Source organism: Companilactobacillus sp. HBUAS56275, from assembly GCF_036913655.1.
Lineage (GTDB): Bacteria > Bacillota > Bacilli > Lactobacillales > Lactobacillaceae > Companilactobacillus > Companilactobacillus pullicola.
This window is the reverse complement of record NZ_JAYKKK010000007.1, coordinates 21775-38928: the sequence shown is the minus strand read 5'-3', so window position 1 is coordinate 38928 and position 17154 is coordinate 21775. Positions and strand designations below refer to the sequence as shown.

Here is a 17154-nt window from a genome sequence, read left to right as displayed (position 1 = left end):
TAAGATAGTTTACTTTTCAGAAAATAAGAGTTACGATGTACTCGTTAACAGATGAGAACCATTCCAATGTAACAAAAAATTAGATTTTTACTCAAATACAGTTATGGCCGATATCAACTGATGTGGTTTAAGTATGCCCGTCGTTCGTAGAAAATCTGTGGGCCGCTGGAACGTGGCGGACACGACTTGAAGCTAATAATTTTTCACTTCGCGAAAAATCATGGATCTCCAAGTTCGGTCTTCTACTAACCCTGCTTCGCAGGCTAAGTAGAATTTCGCCACTTAGGGCCCACAGATTTTCTACGAACGACTATATCTCTGTTTCTATAAAGATATAAGTGTATTTAGATTTGTTATTAGATACTATTTTTTATCTAGAATTTTAGAAATAAACAAATAATAGAATAGCATATTAGTCCGGAGCAACAAGCCCGATTGGTCTCAGCCGTGAAATTTTACTTGGTGATTTATCACCTAGTAAAAGACCTGAATTTGAGACAATTGTGAACTTCAATTGGCTCAAATCAGTGTCCACAGCGTTCCAGACCAATCGGGCTTGTTGTGGAGGACGGCAAGAACACAACTACAACCGAATTTGAGTAAGAACCGAAACTTAAGGGGTGAGCACTATGCCTAAGACAAAGAAGAAACAAAGTTTAGCTGAAAAAATTAACGTAATGCGTGCCAGTGTTATGGGCGCTAACGACGGAATTATATCCGTTGCCGGAATCGTTATTGGTGTTGCCAGTGCACAAAGTAATAATCATGCTATTTTTCTATCAGGAATCGCTGGTATGTTAGCTGGAACCATTTCAATGGCTATGGGTGAATGGGTTTCTGTAAGTACGCAACGTGATACCGAGAAACGTGCTATTGAAAAGGAATCCGCAAGACTTGATGGTCATTATGATGAAGAATTTGGCTACATTCGCGATAAGTATCAAGCAACTGGGATTTCGGAAGAATTAGCTACTCAAGCTACAACGGAAATGTTGAGCGATGATCCTTTAGATGTAGCAGTTCGTGAAAGATATGGCTTCAATCCTAAGGAACAAACAAGTGCCATCGCAGCGGCATTGGCTTCGATGATTTCGTTCCCAACAGGATCAATTTTACCTTTAGTATCAATTACAATGTTTCCTCAAGATATTAAATTACTTGCGACTGTGATTGCTGTTATTATCGCCTTAGTGATTACTGGATATGCCGCTGCTACTCTAGGTGGTGCCAAACGTGGTAAAGCTGTCATTAGAAATGTTGTTTCAGGATTATTAACAATGTTGGTAACTTATGCGATTGGATCACTATTTGCACATTAGTAGGAGGGAAGAAATATGAAAACTATGTCAATTTCAAAACCAAAGAAACAAAAGAAAACCATGGCCGAACGTTCGAATACCCTTCGTGCTGGTGTCTTAGGATCAAATGATGGAATCTTAACCGTTGTCGGAGTGCTATTTTCAGTGGCCGTTGCGACAACTAATACCTTTACTATTTTCATTGCCGGTCTGTCAGACCTTTTGGCATGTGCTTTTTCAATGGCTTCTGGGGAATATGCCTCAGTTAGCTCTCAAAAAGATACTGAAAGAGCTGCAATTGAAAAAGAACGTGAATTGATTAAAACTAATTATCAAGATGAATTAGATGTAGTAGCAAACTACTATATAGAACGTGGTGTAAAAAAAGGAACCGCCGACAGCATTGCTAAAGAATTAATGTCAAAGGATGCTTTAGGAACAGTAGTCAGAGTGAAGTATGACCTGCAACTAGGACATTACATGAGCCCATGGGATGCAGCATTTTCATCACTAGTATCAGCTGCCTCAGGTGGTATTTTCCCATTAGTAGCAATGACACTATTACCATCAGCAATCAAATGGCCAGGAACAATATTGGCCGTCACATTGTCAGTTGCACTTACAGGATATTTAAGTGCTAAGTTAGGTGATGGATTAGTTAAGACCGCTATTATTCGAAATGTTATCGTAGGAATTATTACCATGGCAATACATTATTCCGTTGGATTAATGTTGTAAGAGAGCAGAGAGCGAAGCAGGCCTGGGAATTTCCGAGGATTTGCCTAAGACCTGGAATTATCCGCCGAACTTGCGGATGATTTCAGATCTGTAGCAAACCATAGGAAATTGGCCTGCACAGCTCGTTTCCACTATATTGCATAGAACCATGGTTATTAAAAATAGAAAATACAACAAATAAATGAAGAAATAGGATGGAATTCAGATTTTTACTCTGAGGTTTCCATCCTATTTTTAGTATATTAAGCCAAGACTGTGTTAAAAGAATCACATAGTTGTTATACTGTAAACGGTTACAAAGATATTTTTGGTATGACAGGTCGAAAATAATTAGAATGCGGGGTTTTAATTATGAATGAAGAAAGTACTGAAAAATTTATCCAAGCATTACATGAAGGCGTAGTTCCAGCTACAGGCTGTACAGAACCGGTGGCAGTTGCATATGGAGCTGCGAATTGTATGAAGTATTTATCCGATGGGGTTGTGGATAAAATTGAGGTCAATGTCTCATTAAATATTATGAAGAATGCGACAGCTGTAATCGTTCCTGGTACGGGAGAACCAGGATTGCAAATAGCTGCATCTGCAGGGGCTCTGATAGGAGATCCAGAGGCCAAACTAAAAGTAATCGCAGGTATAACGCAAGATGATATTCCAGAGATTAAACGATTAGCTTATTCCGGAAAAGTACAGGTTAGGCTAGCTCAGGTTCCGGATGACTTATATGTAGATGTGAAAATAACAAGTGGGTCTGAAAACGTCCAAGTATGGATAGCTGGTGATCATACAAATATTTTCCGTATTGAGAAGAATGGGGAAGTTATTTTTAAAAAAGATCCTCCCGCACCACATGCTAAATCAGAAATTAAACTTTATATGCAGACTGAAAAATTCAAAAATATTTGGGACTTTGCTACAAACGTACCGATCGACAAAATAGGCTTTATGAAACAGGCGGCCGATTTAAATGTAGCCTTATCTGATGAGGGTCTACATAATAAATATGGTCTGCAATTGGGATGTTCACTGATCAATGATAATAGAACGTTAGACAATCAGATCTTAACTTATACAGTAGCGGCCTCGGATGCCAGAATGGGTGGAGCAACGTTGCCAGCAATGTCCAATTCTGGTTCCGGTAATCAAGGTATTTCTGCAACAATGCCAGTCTGGGTCGTAGCACAGAATCTAGATGTTAATGATGAAAAATTAATTAGAGCTCTGACATTATCACATTTGACTGCAATTTATATCCATGCTTTTTTGCCAGTGCTATCAGCGTTTTGTGCAGCTGATTCGGCTGCCATGGGAGCAGCAGCTGGAGTAATGTATTTGTTAGAAGATGATTATGAAGCAGCCTGTATGGCAATAAAGAATATGGTTGGTGATTCCGTAGGAATGGTTTGTGACGGTGCCGGTTGTTCATGTGCAATGAAAGTGGCCAGCGCAGTTTCTTCAATGTATCGAGCAACACAATTGGCTAGAAAAGGTATTGTAATCCCTTCTAGTAACGGCTTGGTTTGCGATGATATAGATGCAACGATTCAAGGACTAGGAGTACTGGGAACAGAAGGATTAAAAGAAACTGATCCTGTGATTTTGAATATTATGATGAATAAGTAAAAAATAACCTGTGCCAATTAAGACACAGGTTATTTTAATAAAATTGTTCGCTGACTATTTAGTCTTTAACATTAAGTCCAATGATTTTTGTAATTCTTCTAATTGTTGGGCATCTTGACAATTACTGTTGCGACGAATGTTTTGAGCCATAACCAGTTTCATGGCTTTATCAACACTTGATTTAACGGCAGATAATTGCATTAAGACCTGATCACAAGGCTTACCGTCGTCCATCATTCGAAGCACAGCATCGAGTTGACCACGAGAACGTTTAAGACGACTAGTGATTTTTTTACTAGCAATTTCTTCGGGCGTTTGAGTCATTAGTAACCTCCCAAATAGATTTCATATAGCAATTATACCTATGCGGGTACCGGGTGGCAAATAATTACATTATTTTTCTTATAAATACTAATAAAACAAAATTGTTGCCAAATATTACCCCTAGGGGTATATTGAAATACATAGAGATGAGAAGGAGATTGAATGATGGCTAATATTACAGAATTATCAGACAAGACATTCAATGACGAGACCAACAAAGGCCTAGTCATTACAGATTTTAATGCAGACTGGTGTCCTCCATGTAAAATGATGAACCCAATTCTTGAAAAGTTATCATCAACAGATGAGTTAGGTGATAAGATCAAGTTTACATCAATGAACGTAGATCACAATCCAGATACACCAAATAATTTTGGAATCCAAGGAATCCCTACATTTATCATCAAGAAAGATGGTAACGTAGTAGGACGCATGGTTGGTTATCAACCAGAAGAGAAGTTCCGTTTGGAATTGGAAAAGTATATGTAGAGAACAGAGAGCGTAGTAAGGGCGCCCAGCCTCCGAGGATTTGCCTAAGAACTGGAATCGCACGCGTACTTTGCGGGCAATTTCAGTTCTGTAGCAAACCACAGGAGGTTGCCCTTACGCAGCTCGTTTCCACTATATTGCATAGAACAATGGTTATTCCAATCAGAGGCTCCAATCCCTCCTAAAAAAATTGTTAAACCAATAAAAATAAGAAATACACTAAATAATAGACGAATATAAAGCAACAAAGTATAGACAAATCAGTAGGCGGATTTGTCTATTTTTTTTGCTCTAATGTCTATACTTGGCACGTAAAAATAAATCAAAAGTTAATTGTAATCGATTACAAAGACTGGTGCTATAATGATCTCGTAAAAACAGCAAGAGGCGATCACTATGATGCAATTTGGTAAGAAAGTTAATTTTAGACCATTATTGATTAGTTTACTTATCGGATTTATTCCAGGAAATGCAGCTTATGCCATCTCTGGAAATGGTCTGATTGGACTTTTCGTTGGTCTTTGTTTCTTTAGTATTATATTTGCTCATTATTATTCAGAATTGCCTGCATTATTTAGTTATTGGCAATTCGATGGGGAGAAACTTGAATATAATAATATGGCAAGTCCAGCTAAACGTGTAAGTATGATATTTTTCCCCAGCTTTGCAAAAATGGAGACAATAAAAAAGGAACAGATAAAGTCTGTTCAATTAATGGGAAATATTCAAGATCAAACCCAACTTCCTTCGATGGTTCCATTTTCCAATGCTTACAGTATTTTCTATTCACGTTTATCAATGATGAAGAATCCTGTCGGAATTGAAATTACAACTACAGATGGCAAACAAATTTATTTAAACGCTGCCAGAGATTATGCTTATGATAAGGAAAAAGCTGTCAAAGAGATCAATACTTTTATGGGTGATTTCTCGAGTTTGAAGAATGCATAAAGATATTTAGTATATTCGTTCAAATAATCACGAATACTTCGAATTTGACCGTAATTACTAACTGAAACGTGGTATATTGTCATATAGAAAAACGGTTACATAATTTATTCAAAGGGATGATGAATAATGGATGGTGTACCAAAGACAGTTGGACGAATCAGTTGGTTTGAGGGTGAAATCATTACTATTGATTTTGGACGCTCAGTTGAATTCGATCCAAAGCAGTATTCAGAACTAACCAGATTAGGACGCTGGATAGATGCGGATGATCTATCGAAATTTTATCTAGTTAAAAAACCTGAAGCAGCATTTCCAGATGATACCATTAATCAAGTTTTAGGCAGATTGAACTTGAATGGTTATGAATTGATCCATAGCAATGCTACATATGCATAAAAAAGAAGAGACAAGGTATTAGTTATGTACCTGTCTCTTCTTTTTTACTGGAAAGCTACGTACTTTTGATCCCAAGTATTTTCGAAGAACGAAATAGTATCTTCGGCAATCATATAATTATTATCAAAAGTAGTCGTCATGTCGTGTTCCATAATTATCTTGTAACCTAAATCATGAGCCACGGTAATCGTTGCGTTACAACAATATTCTGTCTGGGCTCCGCAAATCTCAAGAGTCTTGATGCCATTTTCATTAAGGACATCTTTTAAGTTCGTTTTATAAAAGGCATCAGGATGAGTTTTCTCAATAACTGTGTCGTCATCTTTTCTATCCAATTTGTCAGATAATTTCCACAAATCAGTATCACGTTCTAAGTCTTGATCGTGGTGTTGGATGAAAATAATTGGTAGATTAGCTTGACGATATTCCGAAATTCGATGATCAATATTGTTAATTAAGTCGTTAAAATTGTAACTATATTGGAGAGCTTTTTGCATATCTATAACTAAAAGTGCTTCAGCCATCTTTGGCATAAGATCACTTCCCCTAAAGTTTTTTCTAACCTGAGACTAACATTAACGTAGTCAATTTGGAAGCGATATCGGTTGAATTGAACACCTTTAAAAAATTGGCGACAGCAGTTGATTCGTTTTATAATGGAAAATAATAAAATTTAAGGTAAAAAAATGAAAAAACTAAAAATATTTTCTATTATTATAGGTATAATCCTAGTCATCATTCTAGCAATAGGGGGAGTATTTGTTTATCGGACGCAACAAGCACTGAATTCGTTAGATACGAATAAGACTAGTGTCTCTAAGAAAATCAGTCAGGGTAAGCCATTCTCAATCCTACTTTTGGGGGCTGATACGGGAGCCGACGGTCGTGTGGATCGTGGTAATTCAGATACCATGATGTTGTTGACTTTGAATCCGAAGAAAAAGAATACGGTAGCTTACTCAATTCCTCGTGATGCATTGGCAGAAATGGTCGGTGATAAGCAAAAGAACGTTCAAAAAATAAATGCGGCATACAATATTGGCCTGTCGGATATGGCCAAGGATACTGTCGGTAGTTTATTAGGTGTTCCTGTCGACTATCACGTCGCAATCAATATGGATGCTTTGAAACGGACCGTTGATTTTGTTGGTGGTGTGACTGTTAAAAGTGATTTGAAAGTTTCCTTTGATGGGGTAACGATTCCCAAGGGAACTCATCATTTAAATGGTAAAGAAGCTCTAACATACGCTCGAATGCGTTATCAAGATCCACGTGGCGACTACGGACGTCAAATTAGACAGCAACAAGTTTTGAAAGCAGTTGTTAAGAAGTTGGAGTCTCCACAATATTTAGTTAAGATTCCTGATTTAATTAAAGATTTGGGTAAAGATATAAGTACCGATTTAACTTCAAAAGAAATCAATGAAATTGTCATGAAATATCATAGCAGTGCTGACAACATGGACTTCAACCAGATTCAAGGTAAGACAGCCTGGATCAATCAAAGTTCTTATCAAATTTTGCCAACCTCAACTATGCAAAATGCTTCTAATAACTTAAGAGATAACTTAGGATTGGAACCTAAGACTCTAAATAATACAGAAACAAAATTAAATGCTAAAAATAAAAAATTCTTCGCTGACGAAGATGATATTGATTATGATACGTTTGGCTTAGATACAACGCATTATACAAATAGCACATATTAGAAATTGAAAAAAGCCAGTATGGCAACCATAAGTTCATGGTTGTTGTACTGGCTTTTTCTTATAGTGTGATATCGTCTGTTAATTCACTAGTCTTATATGGAAAACGTGATTCAGAAATTTCAAATGGTTGACCGTCATCTAGATAACTCAGCTGTTTGATAACTAAAACAGGCTCGCCAACTTTACTGGCAATACCGTTTTTAACGTCCTCATCATCAGCAGCTCCAGCACTAATGATTCTATGTGATCCTTCAATACTCAATCCATCTTCTTGAAGATGACCATAGATAGAACCCTCTAGGACTTCTTTAGTTAGGGTTGTGATGGAGGTAGGCATAATTGTGTGCTCGTAGGCAAAAACTTCGCCATTAACAAAACGAACACGACGAATGACATAAACAGGTTCTGTTGGAGGAATAATGAGTTGATCAGCTTCCTTAGTAGTAGGGATGCGAGCCGATAATTCCAATACTTTACTAGTAACTTTTTTGCCCTGATTAGTTAAGGTAGCTCCAAAAGGTTTGTCAATGGGAGATACTTTTCCAAACTTACTAGAATTCTTTTCAGGACTGTAGTCTTTTCTAACAAATGTTCCAGATCCACGTTTTGAATAGACCATACCTTCAACCATTAAAAGCTGAAGGGCCTTGTGAACAGTGATTCTGGTTGTATTATAATCTGCTGCAATTTGATTTTGATCGGGCATCAATTCCCCAGGTGCATATTTCCCAGAGTTGATCTTATTTCTTAAGTCGTCAGCGACTTCTTTATATTTGTAAGCCATGATTTTCTCTCCTAAAACTCTCTTCGCCCTAAGTTTAGCATGAAAATAAAAGTTTTTCGCTTTATTTTAAAAGTATATACTTTTTTAAAAGAAAGTGTTTACATAATTAAAAAATATTGTATACTGTAAACGTATTCAAAAAACGTGGGGTGAAAAAAATGACAAATAAATTACCGGAAAACTTCTTCTGGGGTAATTCAACTTCAAGTATGCAAACTGAGGGTGCTTGGAATGTTGGCGGTAAAGGTAAATCCGTTTATGATGTAAGACCAGCAACTGAAAATTCTTCTGATTGGCACGATGCAATTGATGAATATCATCGTTACGATGAAGATTTTGATTTAATGGCTAAACAAGGAATGAACTGCTATCGTTTCCAAATTTCTTGGAGCCGTGTAAATCCTACTGGTGATGGAGACTTTAACGAAGAGGGTATTGAATTTTATAGCAAATTGATCGATGCCTTAATAGCCAAGAATATTACACCGATGATTTGTTTGTATCATTTCGATATGCCATTGAATTTGGCAGAGAAATATAATGGCTTTTTGTCCCGTCACGTTGTGGATGCATTTGTTCGTTATAGTACTGAAATGGTTAAACGTTTTGGAGATCGTGTAAAATATTGGATTACATTTAATGAACAAAATCTTTATTCCATGAGCGAGGCCTTCAGAATTGCCGGTTACTTAAAAGGTGACGAAACTGACGATGAACTATATCAAATTAGTCATCACGTTATGTTGGCCCATGTTGGTGTAGCTAATTACATTCATGAAAATACGGATTGTCAAATCGGTGGGATGTTGGCATACAGTGAAGTTTATCCAGCATCACCAAATCCTAAAGATATTTTATATGCTCGCCAAATCAATGAATTTCTTAACCGTAATTTGTTGGACGTATTCGTTTATGGACGTTATTCAAATGAAGTTTTGACTTTTGTTAAGAACCACAATATCGATATGGATTATCAACCAGATGATGATAAAGTTTTGATCAAAGTAACATCTGATTTTATTGCTTTCAGTTATTACCGTAGTGATACGATCAGTGCTGAAATGGTTCCTGAAGGAACGATTCCTAATTATTACCTTGATAAAGGCGTTAAGAAGAATCCTTTCTTGGAAACATCAGAATTTGGTTGGCAAATTGATCCATTAGGATTTAGAGATATCTTGACAAAAGTCTACAACGAATATGGTGTACCAATGTTTCCAATTGAGAACGGAATCGGTGTTCGTGAAGAGTTTGATGGTAGTGAGATAAACGATGACTATCGTATCAAATATCACCGTGACCACATTCAAGCTATGGAAGACGCAATCTTTGAAGACGGCGTTGAAGTCTTAGGTTATCTGGGATGGGGATTGATTGATATCCCTAGTTCTAGTGGAAATATGGACAAGCGTTACGGAACAGTTTACGTCAACCGTACAAATCATGACCTTAAAGATATGAAACGTGTACCAAAGAAGAGTTATTGGTGGTTGAAACACGTTATTGAAACGAATGGAGGTGATTTGTCAGATTTGAAGTAAGTATCTAAGTTAAAAAACTTTTTCGGGGGCGAAAGTATGTCATTACAGAATTCAAAAGCTGCAGATAAATTTGCGACTTTTGCAGCTAAAATGGGTGCTCAAATTCATCTACGTTCATTACGTGATGCGTTTGCCACTATCATGCCGCTTTATATCCTTGCTGGATTAGCGGTTCTATTAAATAACACAGTCTTTACTTGGATTTTTAAGGGTAAGACATTGTTGCACGTTCAATATTGGGGAACTTTATTGAGTAATGCGACATTAAATATTTCAGGTATTTTAATTGCAGCTATGATTGGTTATTGTTTAGCTAAAAACAGACGCTTTGATAATCCAATCTCTGCTGCTCTAGTATCAATGTCTGCTTTGGTAACTATGATGCCAAATACAGTTAAATTGATTCCAGATGGCGCTAAAAAAACAGTCGATATTTCAGCTGTTTTGCCATTTACTAACTTGGGTACAGGAGCAATGTTCGCCGGTGTTATCGTTGGTTTGATTGCTACTGAAGCCTTTGTCAGAATCTCTAGAATTAAGAAGTTACAAGTTCACTTAGGTGAAAATGTACCACCAGCTGTTGGTAAATCATTTGATGTTTTGATTCCTATGATTATTGTTTTATCATGTTCAGCTATTATTTCAGCACTACTTTACAACTTGTCAGGAATGAATTTGATCAATTTGATCACAACATTCATCCAAGAACCACTCCGTCATATCGGAACAGGTATCTGGGGAGTTATTATTCTTTACTCACTAGGTAACTTACTCTGGTTATTCGGTATTCACCAATCAGTTATTTACAGTTCAATTCTAGAACCACTTTTGATTATCAATATTACACAAAACATTGCCGCATATAATGCTGGTAAAGCTATTCCTAATATTATCAACGTTTCCCAAGTTCAAACTTATGGTTTGATGGGTGGTTCCGGTTCAACACTTTGTTTACTAGTTGCCACATTCCTAGTTGGACACAGTGCCGTAACTAAGAACGTTGCTAAATTATCAATTGCACCTGGATTCTTTAATATTAACGAACCTGTTATCTTCGGTTACCCAATCGTTTATAACATTTCACTAGCAATCCCATTTGTACTTGTACCTGTTATGGGTCTTGTAATTAGTTATGTAACAACTGTTTTAGGTTGGATGAACCCATGTGTTATTCAAGTTCCATGGACGACACCAATTGGATTCAGTGCCTTTCTAGCCACTGCTGGTGACTGGCGTGCTGTTGTTATTCAATTGATTACCTTCATCTTGGGCGTTCTAGTTTATATTCCATTCGTTATGATCAACGATAAGGTTCTTGCAAAAGAAAACCAAGGAATGGACGTTAAAGAAGCATAATTAGATATTATAGTCACTTAATTTATACTCTATGGATTTTAAATTCATAGGGTATTTTTTTGTAGAGAAAAGCAAAGTTAGAATAAAATATTTTTTTATTTTGATAAAATTTTGTGAACGTGAAATAAATATGCCAACTCTTAATGACGAGTAAACAAAAGCTGCTCGTTTTTTTGATTAATGAACAAGAACAGAGGGATTTGCTAAGAAATCATCATTTCGAAATTTGAGCAAAGTCAAAATTATGTATATAAGTTTTTAACAAATGATTATCTAGACGTATTTCAGTAGAGAAAAATACGTCTCAATAGAAAAGCGTCAAATCAATCTTAAATCGTCGTTATAACGTTGAACTTTTTCAAGTAAAGTAACAAATATATGAAAATTAAAGAGTATCTTTGAATGAAAAAAGATTGTGATAAAAATATCTTGATTAGTAAATGACTAATATATTCAATCATAAGATTAAAATTATTAAAGTTTAACTAATGTTGTGATATCAGTAATTACATATCAAATAGGGAATACAAGTGTTTATGCATGGTGAACACTTGTGAATTTATTTCGGAAAAACGTACGGTGACAGATGTGAACTACGTCACAAATTCTATTGATTTTTGTAAATGCAACCGTTATCATGAAAATGAAAGCGTTGTAAGGAGAGGCGTGCATTTAACGACTATAATCATTGAAAAAACTAGTAAAAAGTTGGATGGGGTAGTGCTGAAATTATAAAATTTAGTCAATACTGAAACTAGTTTAGTTCTTAATAATGAGTATATCCGTGATTCTATTGTAAATAAATTTCTTCTCACAATGACTTTGGAATTATATAGAGACCCAATTAGTTAGGGGAGGCATTTAAGATGAAAAAGAGCCTGTCTCAATCGGCATATGGTGGTATTTCAGGTGAGAAGTACGTACCATATGTAACCGATAAAGATAATCACGGTGGCAGTTCTGTTGTCATGATCATGGGTGCCATCTTAGCAGTTATTTTTGCAGCTTCAACAGCATATTCAGGTATGAAGGCTGGTTTAACAGTTGCTGCAGGTATTCCGGGATCAATTATTGGTTCTGGTTTGATCGCAGCTTTTGCTAAGAAGAAGGGTATTTTAGGCAAGAATCTTCTGCAAGGGATGTCCAGTGGTGGTGAATCAATTGCCAGTGGGATGATTTACGTTTTACCCGCTATCATAATTATTGGCGGTCGTGTCAACTTCATATCCGGGGTTATAGTTGGTGCTTTAGCGGTATTATTTGCTATCGGTACTGCTTCACTAGTTGAGAACTACTTGGTAGTTGAAGAGCACGGAAAATTAGTTTATCCAGAATCAATGGCTATCTCTGAAGCCTTAGTTGCTTCAGAAGCTGGTGGTGACTCATTGAAGTTCATGGGTATTGGTTTTGGAATTGGTGGTATTTTGACCTTGCTAACGACGCAAGTCTTTGGTTGGGTCAACAGTACAATTACTTATGTTGGTAATTCTTTCTATCGTTGGAAGATGTCGACGGAAGTTAACCCAATGTTAGCTGGTATTGGATTCGTTGTTGGACTGGATGTTGCGTTGACAATGTTTGCTGGTTCAATTCTTTCCAATTTTGCCATCACACCATTGATTGCTAACTTTACGCAGATGGCTGGAAATAATGCTAAAGATTGGAATGATGTGGCACTTGCTGTAAATCAAATGGGTGTTGATCAAGTTGCTGGTTCATATTCCAAATATATTGGTGCCGGTATGATGCTCTGTGGTGGTATCGTCGGAGCTGTAAAATTGATTCCAGTTATTGTTACATCTATTAAAAAGACTTTGAATGCTAGAAATGGCAGCAGCGAAGATCGTAATATGTTAGGTATTTGGTCATTAGTTATTGCCGTTATTGCTATCTTTGTCGTTGGTTTCTTTGTATCAGGAAATATTTTGATGGCCATTGTAGGTGGTATTTTAGCTATTATTTTGGCAATGTTATTCGTTATTGTTTCCGCTAGACTAGCCGGAACAATTGGCTGTTCTAACGCACCTGTTTCAGGTATGACGATTGCTTCACTAGTTATTATGACGTTAGTTTTCGTTATCTTTGGCTGGAAGAGCAATGCTGATAATCAAATTCTTCTACTATTTGGTGTATTTATTGTTACTGCCATTTCTGTTGGTGGTGCTTATATGCAGACACAAAAAGTCGATTATGTTATCGGTGGTAATAAGAAAGAAATGATGAAGTACTTCATGATTGCTGCCATTATCGGTGTTATTGTCGTAGTCGGAACAACTGTAATTCTTGAACCTCAATTAAAGATCACAGGTTCAAATCCACCATTCGGAATGCCACAAGCTAACTTAATTGCTACATTGACAACCGGAATCATGTCAGGAAATCTTCCTTGGATTATGATTATTATCGGTGTCGTTATGGCTATTGTTTGTTGGATGTTAGGTCTATCAATTATGACTGTTGCTTTAGGATTCTATCTACCAATTTCAACAACTTCAATTATTCTAGTTGGTGCTTTGATCAAATTATTGATCGATAAGGTAACAAAGAATAAAGAGTTGAAAGACAGACGTATTCAAAGCGGTGTCAGTCTATCATCAGGTTTAATTGCTGGTGGTTCAATTATTGGATTGATTGGGATTATCCTACATGTTACTGGAGTACTTGGCGACAAGGTTCCCGCTGGTTTTGCCGGCAGTAACGTAATGGGATTGATCTTATTAGCAGTCTTAGTGATTGCCGTTATCATTCCATTGTTAAATATTAAAAAGGAAGCAAAATAAGTAAGGGGCGATGAAAATGGCTAAACGTCCAGAATTAACTGAAGAAGATTTAAAACATATGATATTTCAGAAGAATCCGGAAGTTGTCTATAAGAGAAAGGCAGGAATCGTTACGATTGTCCGGGAACAGAATCATCCGATTCAAAAATTTTTCCGCAAATTGCATATGCACATTCCTGAAGAAACCTATCTAGAGATGGATGAGTATGGTAGCTATGTTTTTACTAAAGTTAATGGACGTCGCAACGCCTACGAAATCGGAAAAGAACTTGCTGAAAAATTTCCAGATACTGATAAGTATCGTTACACAAGATTAATTTTGTTCCTGCAACAAATTGAGAGTGTCGACCATCTGATAGAACGAGTATCATAATTATTAAATAATTAAAAATTTTTATTAATGGGGGATATTAAAATGACAGATCGTATTGAATTATCAGCATGTACATCAATCATGGTTGGTAAGAAGGCTTCAATGGATGGAGCAACTTATATTTCAAGAAACGAAGACCGTTTGAATGCTATTTATAGAAAACGTATTATCGTTCAACCTGCTGTTTCAGGCCGTGACAAAACTTATGTTTCACCATACAACAAGATGACAGCACCTTATCCTGAAAATGGTTATCGTTACACATCAACTCTTGATGCTGACCAAAGTACTGGTCCTAACGAAGAAGATGGATTCAACGAAAAGAACGTTGGTATGAGCGCAACTGAGAGTGTTTATGCTAATGAAAAAGTTCTTGCTTTTGATCCATATGTAAAAAATGGTTTAGCTGAAGATTCACTTGCAACCTTGGTATTGCCATACATTAATTCAGCACGTGATGGTGTTAAATATCTTGGTAGATTAGTTGCTAAATATGGTTCTGCTGAAGGTAACGGACTTCAATTCAACGATAAAGATGAAGTTTGGTACATGGAAGTAGTAACAGGACACCAATGGGTAGCCGTACGTATTCCAGACGATTGTTATGCCGTTGCTGCAAACCAAGTAGCAATTCAAGATATTGACTTCAATGATCCTGACAACTACATGTGGTCCGATGGCATTCAAGAATTCGTATCAGAACATAATTTGAACCCTGACTTTGATCGTTGGGACTTCAGACATATCTTTGGTACAGATACAGAAAAAGATCACCATTACAACACACCACGTGTATGGTTTGCACAACGTTACTTGAACCCTTCAGATGAGCAAGATCCAGAGTCAGCAGAACTTCCATTTATTAGAAAAGCTGAAAAGAAGATTGCCGTAGAAGACATCCAATATCTATTGAAATCACACTATAATGAAACAAAGTATGATCCACTAGGCAGTGGTAGTGAACATGACAAGAAGACATATCGTGCTATTTCATTGTCACGTACAGCTAACTCACATATTCTTCAAATGAGAGATTCAGATAAGAACGGAGCAGCCGGAGTAGAATGGACAGGATTCGGAATTCCAAGCTTCTGCCCACAAGTACCATTCTTTACAAATGCCAACGATATCGACGAATCATACAGTTACACACCAGAAAAGATGGATCTAAAGAGTGCATACTGGATGTATGAAGCCTTAGCAATGGTAGTAGAAAGTCACTATAAGGAATTCGTAGAACCAAACTTAGATTATCAAAAAGCATTATCAGAATGGGCAAGAAGAAAGATTGCTGCAGTTGATGAAAAAGCCGTGACAATGACAGGAGAAGCTCTAACAGATTATCTAACAGAGCAAAACCATGAAATTGTAAAACATTACAATGAAGAGACAATGAAACATCTAGCAGATTTGGTTACACAAGGAACAGAGTTAAGTAAGTTAACATTCAAGATGGATCCAAATCTCTAGAGAGCAGAGAGCGTAGTGAGGGCGCCCAGCTCCCGAGGATTAAGACTACTTTCTCAGTCGGCAACGAAGTGCCGGCAGAGAAAGTTGACTTAACCGGAAGGAGTTGCCCTCACGCAGCTCATTTCAGATAGAGAGCAAACCACAGGAGGTTGCCCCTGCGTAGCTCGTTTCAGATAGAGAGTGGAACAGGACTGCATAGATTCTGAGCATTTGCAGGACTTTGCGAATTGACTGCGAAGCAGGCAGTTCGTGAAGTCAGGCAAAGCACAGGAATCTGGCCTGTGGAACTCGTTTCCACTATTCAGCAGAGAACAATGGTTCATTAGAATAGAAAGCAGAACTAAAAAATAGCAATCCAAAAAACGTTATTGATTTCAACAAGAGCAAAAAAGAATCCCGACAAAAAGTCCATAATATATCAATCCTTCAATCCAAAATAAAAAAATATTAACAAGTAAAACTCTATAAGAAATCAATAAAGTGAAAATAACGATTCTATTTACAAAATGGAAAAACGACAAATGTTGCAGCATTTGCCGTTTTTTTGTGTCTATAAATAATCGTTCATTAGTTAAATAGGGTGAATATATTAAATAAAAATTGTAAACTTATAAATAATACAGTTAATCAGAGGTAACCCAAATGACAGAATTACGTTTTAAAAGTGTTTTCGATATAATTGGTCCAGTTATGGTGGGCCCCAGCAGTTCACATACTGCCGGTGCAGCCAGAATTGGTAAGGTTGTTCATGACATTTTTGGTGAGAAACCTGAAAAAGTAACTATTCATTTATATGAATCATTCGCAAAGACTTATCGTGGACATGGAACTGACATCGCCCTAGTTGGTGGACTCTTAGGCATGGAACCAGATGATGAGAGACTGTCTGATTCTTTGAAAATAGCTTATGAAAAAGGTATAAAAGTCGCTTTTGTTCCTGAAAGTAAGGAAGTGGACCATCCCAATACGGCCAAAATAAAATTAGTAAAAGGTGATCATAACCTGACTGTGACGGGTGTTTCGATTGGTGGAGGAAATATTCAAATTTCAGAAATCAATGGTTTTAAGATGTCACTTAGCTTGGGCACACCAACCTATATTACAGTCCATCAAGATGTTTCCGGAATGATTGCTAAAGTCACAGATGTTTTCTCTAATCTCAATATCAATATCGGTACGATGACAGTTACCAGAGCTTCAAAGGGTGAGAAAGCCATCATGATTATTGAAGTCGATGAACGTCGTCAACGAGATGAAATTTTACAAAAATTACGTGCATTACCAAATGTTGATAGTGCCACATATTTTGAATAGGGGTATTG

General features: G+C 36.8%; 16 protein-coding genes. 13 read left to right on the top strand and 3 right to left on the bottom strand.

The features are described 5' to 3' along the window. The first annotated feature begins 629 nt into the window (after positions 1–629). The 3 genes from U8526_RS11955 to U8526_RS11945 all read left to right on the top strand — a co-directional run bounded on the left by U8526_RS11955 (position 630) and on the right by U8526_RS11945 (position 3659). A complete protein-coding gene (locus U8526_RS11955) occupies positions 630–1319 on the top strand; it encodes a VIT1/CCC1 transporter family protein (RefSeq protein WP_334342197.1) in 690 nt (229 codons plus the stop codon). A gap of 15 nt (positions 1320–1334) precedes the next feature. Then, complete coding sequence (locus U8526_RS11950) at positions 1335–2036, top strand: VIT1/CCC1 transporter family protein (RefSeq protein ID WP_334342196.1); 702 nt, start codon at positions 1335–1337, stop codon at positions 2034–2036. Between the two features lie 351 nt (positions 2037–2387). Next, entirely contained in the window at positions 2388–3659 is a 1272-nt protein-coding gene (locus U8526_RS11945) for an L-cysteine desulfidase family protein (protein ID WP_334342195.1), read from the top strand. 54 nt (positions 3660–3713) lie between these two features. On the opposite strand, the gene U8526_RS11940 is transcribed toward U8526_RS11945, so the two are convergent. Continuing rightward, positions 3714–3983, bottom strand: coding sequence for a metal-sensing transcriptional repressor (locus tag U8526_RS11940; RefSeq protein ID WP_334342194.1), 270 nt, complete (start codon positions 3981–3983; stop codon positions 3714–3716). Between the two features lie 162 nt (positions 3984–4145). Here U8526_RS11940 and U8526_RS11935 point away from each other — a divergent pair, with 162 nt between their 5' ends. The 3 genes from U8526_RS11935 (at position 4146) to U8526_RS11925 (ending at position 5819) form a co-directional block, all read left to right on the top strand. Next, positions 4146–4472 carry a thioredoxin family protein gene (locus U8526_RS11935; protein ID WP_334342193.1) on the top strand — a complete coding sequence of 109 codons (327 nt, stop codon included), beginning with the start codon at positions 4146–4148 and terminating at the stop codon, positions 4470–4472. A 396-nt stretch (positions 4473–4868) separates the two neighbouring features. Further along, positions 4869–5423: a hypothetical protein gene (locus U8526_RS11930; RefSeq protein WP_334342192.1), complete on the top strand. Its 555-nt coding sequence runs from the start codon at positions 4869–4871 to the stop codon at positions 5421–5423. Between the two features lie 126 nt (positions 5424–5549). Beyond that, positions 5550–5819 carry a hypothetical protein gene (locus U8526_RS11925; RefSeq protein ID WP_334342191.1) on the top strand — a complete coding sequence of 90 codons (270 nt, stop codon included), beginning with the start codon at positions 5550–5552 and terminating at the stop codon, positions 5817–5819. A 44-nt stretch (positions 5820–5863) separates the two neighbouring features. Here U8526_RS11925 and U8526_RS11920 read toward each other — a convergent pair whose 3' ends face one another. After that, positions 5864–6352: a cysteine hydrolase family protein gene (locus U8526_RS11920; RefSeq protein ID WP_334342190.1), complete on the bottom strand. Its 489-nt coding sequence runs from the start codon at positions 6350–6352 to the stop codon at positions 5864–5866. A 153-nt stretch (positions 6353–6505) separates the two neighbouring features. Here U8526_RS11920 and U8526_RS11915 point away from each other — a divergent pair, with 153 nt between their 5' ends. Further along, entirely contained in the window at positions 6506–7528 is a 1023-nt protein-coding gene (locus U8526_RS11915; protein ID WP_334342189.1) for an LCP family protein, read from the top strand. 58 nt (positions 7529–7586) lie between these two features. Here the strand turns inward: U8526_RS11915 and U8526_RS11910 are convergent, their stop codons facing one another. After that, complete coding sequence (locus U8526_RS11910) at positions 7587–8312, bottom strand: GntR family transcriptional regulator (protein WP_334342188.1); 726 nt, start codon at positions 8310–8312, stop codon at positions 7587–7589. A 158-nt stretch (positions 8313–8470) separates the two neighbouring features. Between U8526_RS11910 and U8526_RS11905 the strand changes: the two genes are divergently transcribed. The 6 genes from U8526_RS11905 (at position 8471) to sdaAB (ending at position 17146) form a co-directional block, all read left to right on the top strand. Beyond that, positions 8471–9853 carry a glycoside hydrolase family 1 protein gene (locus U8526_RS11905; RefSeq protein WP_334342187.1) on the top strand — a complete coding sequence of 461 codons (1383 nt, stop codon included), beginning with the start codon at positions 8471–8473 and terminating at the stop codon, positions 9851–9853. A 36-nt stretch (positions 9854–9889) separates the two neighbouring features. Next, complete coding sequence (locus U8526_RS11900) at positions 9890–11209, top strand: PTS sugar transporter subunit IIC (RefSeq protein WP_334342186.1); 1320 nt, start codon at positions 9890–9892, stop codon at positions 11207–11209. 866 nt (positions 11210–12075) lie between these two features. Then, positions 12076–13989, top strand: a complete 1914-nt coding sequence (locus tag U8526_RS11895) for an OPT/YSL family transporter (RefSeq protein WP_334342185.1) — start codon at positions 12076–12078, stop codon at positions 13987–13989. A 16-nt stretch (positions 13990–14005) separates the two neighbouring features. Then, positions 14006–14362 (top strand): PqqD family peptide modification chaperone, encoded by a 357-nt coding sequence (locus U8526_RS11890; protein ID WP_334342184.1) that lies wholly within the window; start codon positions 14006–14008, stop codon positions 14360–14362. Between the two features lie 42 nt (positions 14363–14404). Continuing rightward, positions 14405–15832 (top strand): C69 family dipeptidase, encoded by a 1428-nt coding sequence (locus U8526_RS11885; RefSeq protein WP_334342183.1) that lies wholly within the window; start codon positions 14405–14407, stop codon positions 15830–15832. 642 nt (positions 15833–16474) lie between these two features. Continuing rightward, entirely contained in the window at positions 16475–17146 is a 672-nt protein-coding gene (gene sdaAB, locus U8526_RS11880; protein ID WP_334342182.1) for an L-serine ammonia-lyase, iron-sulfur-dependent subunit beta, read from the top strand. Positions 17147–17154 lie beyond the last annotated feature (8 nt).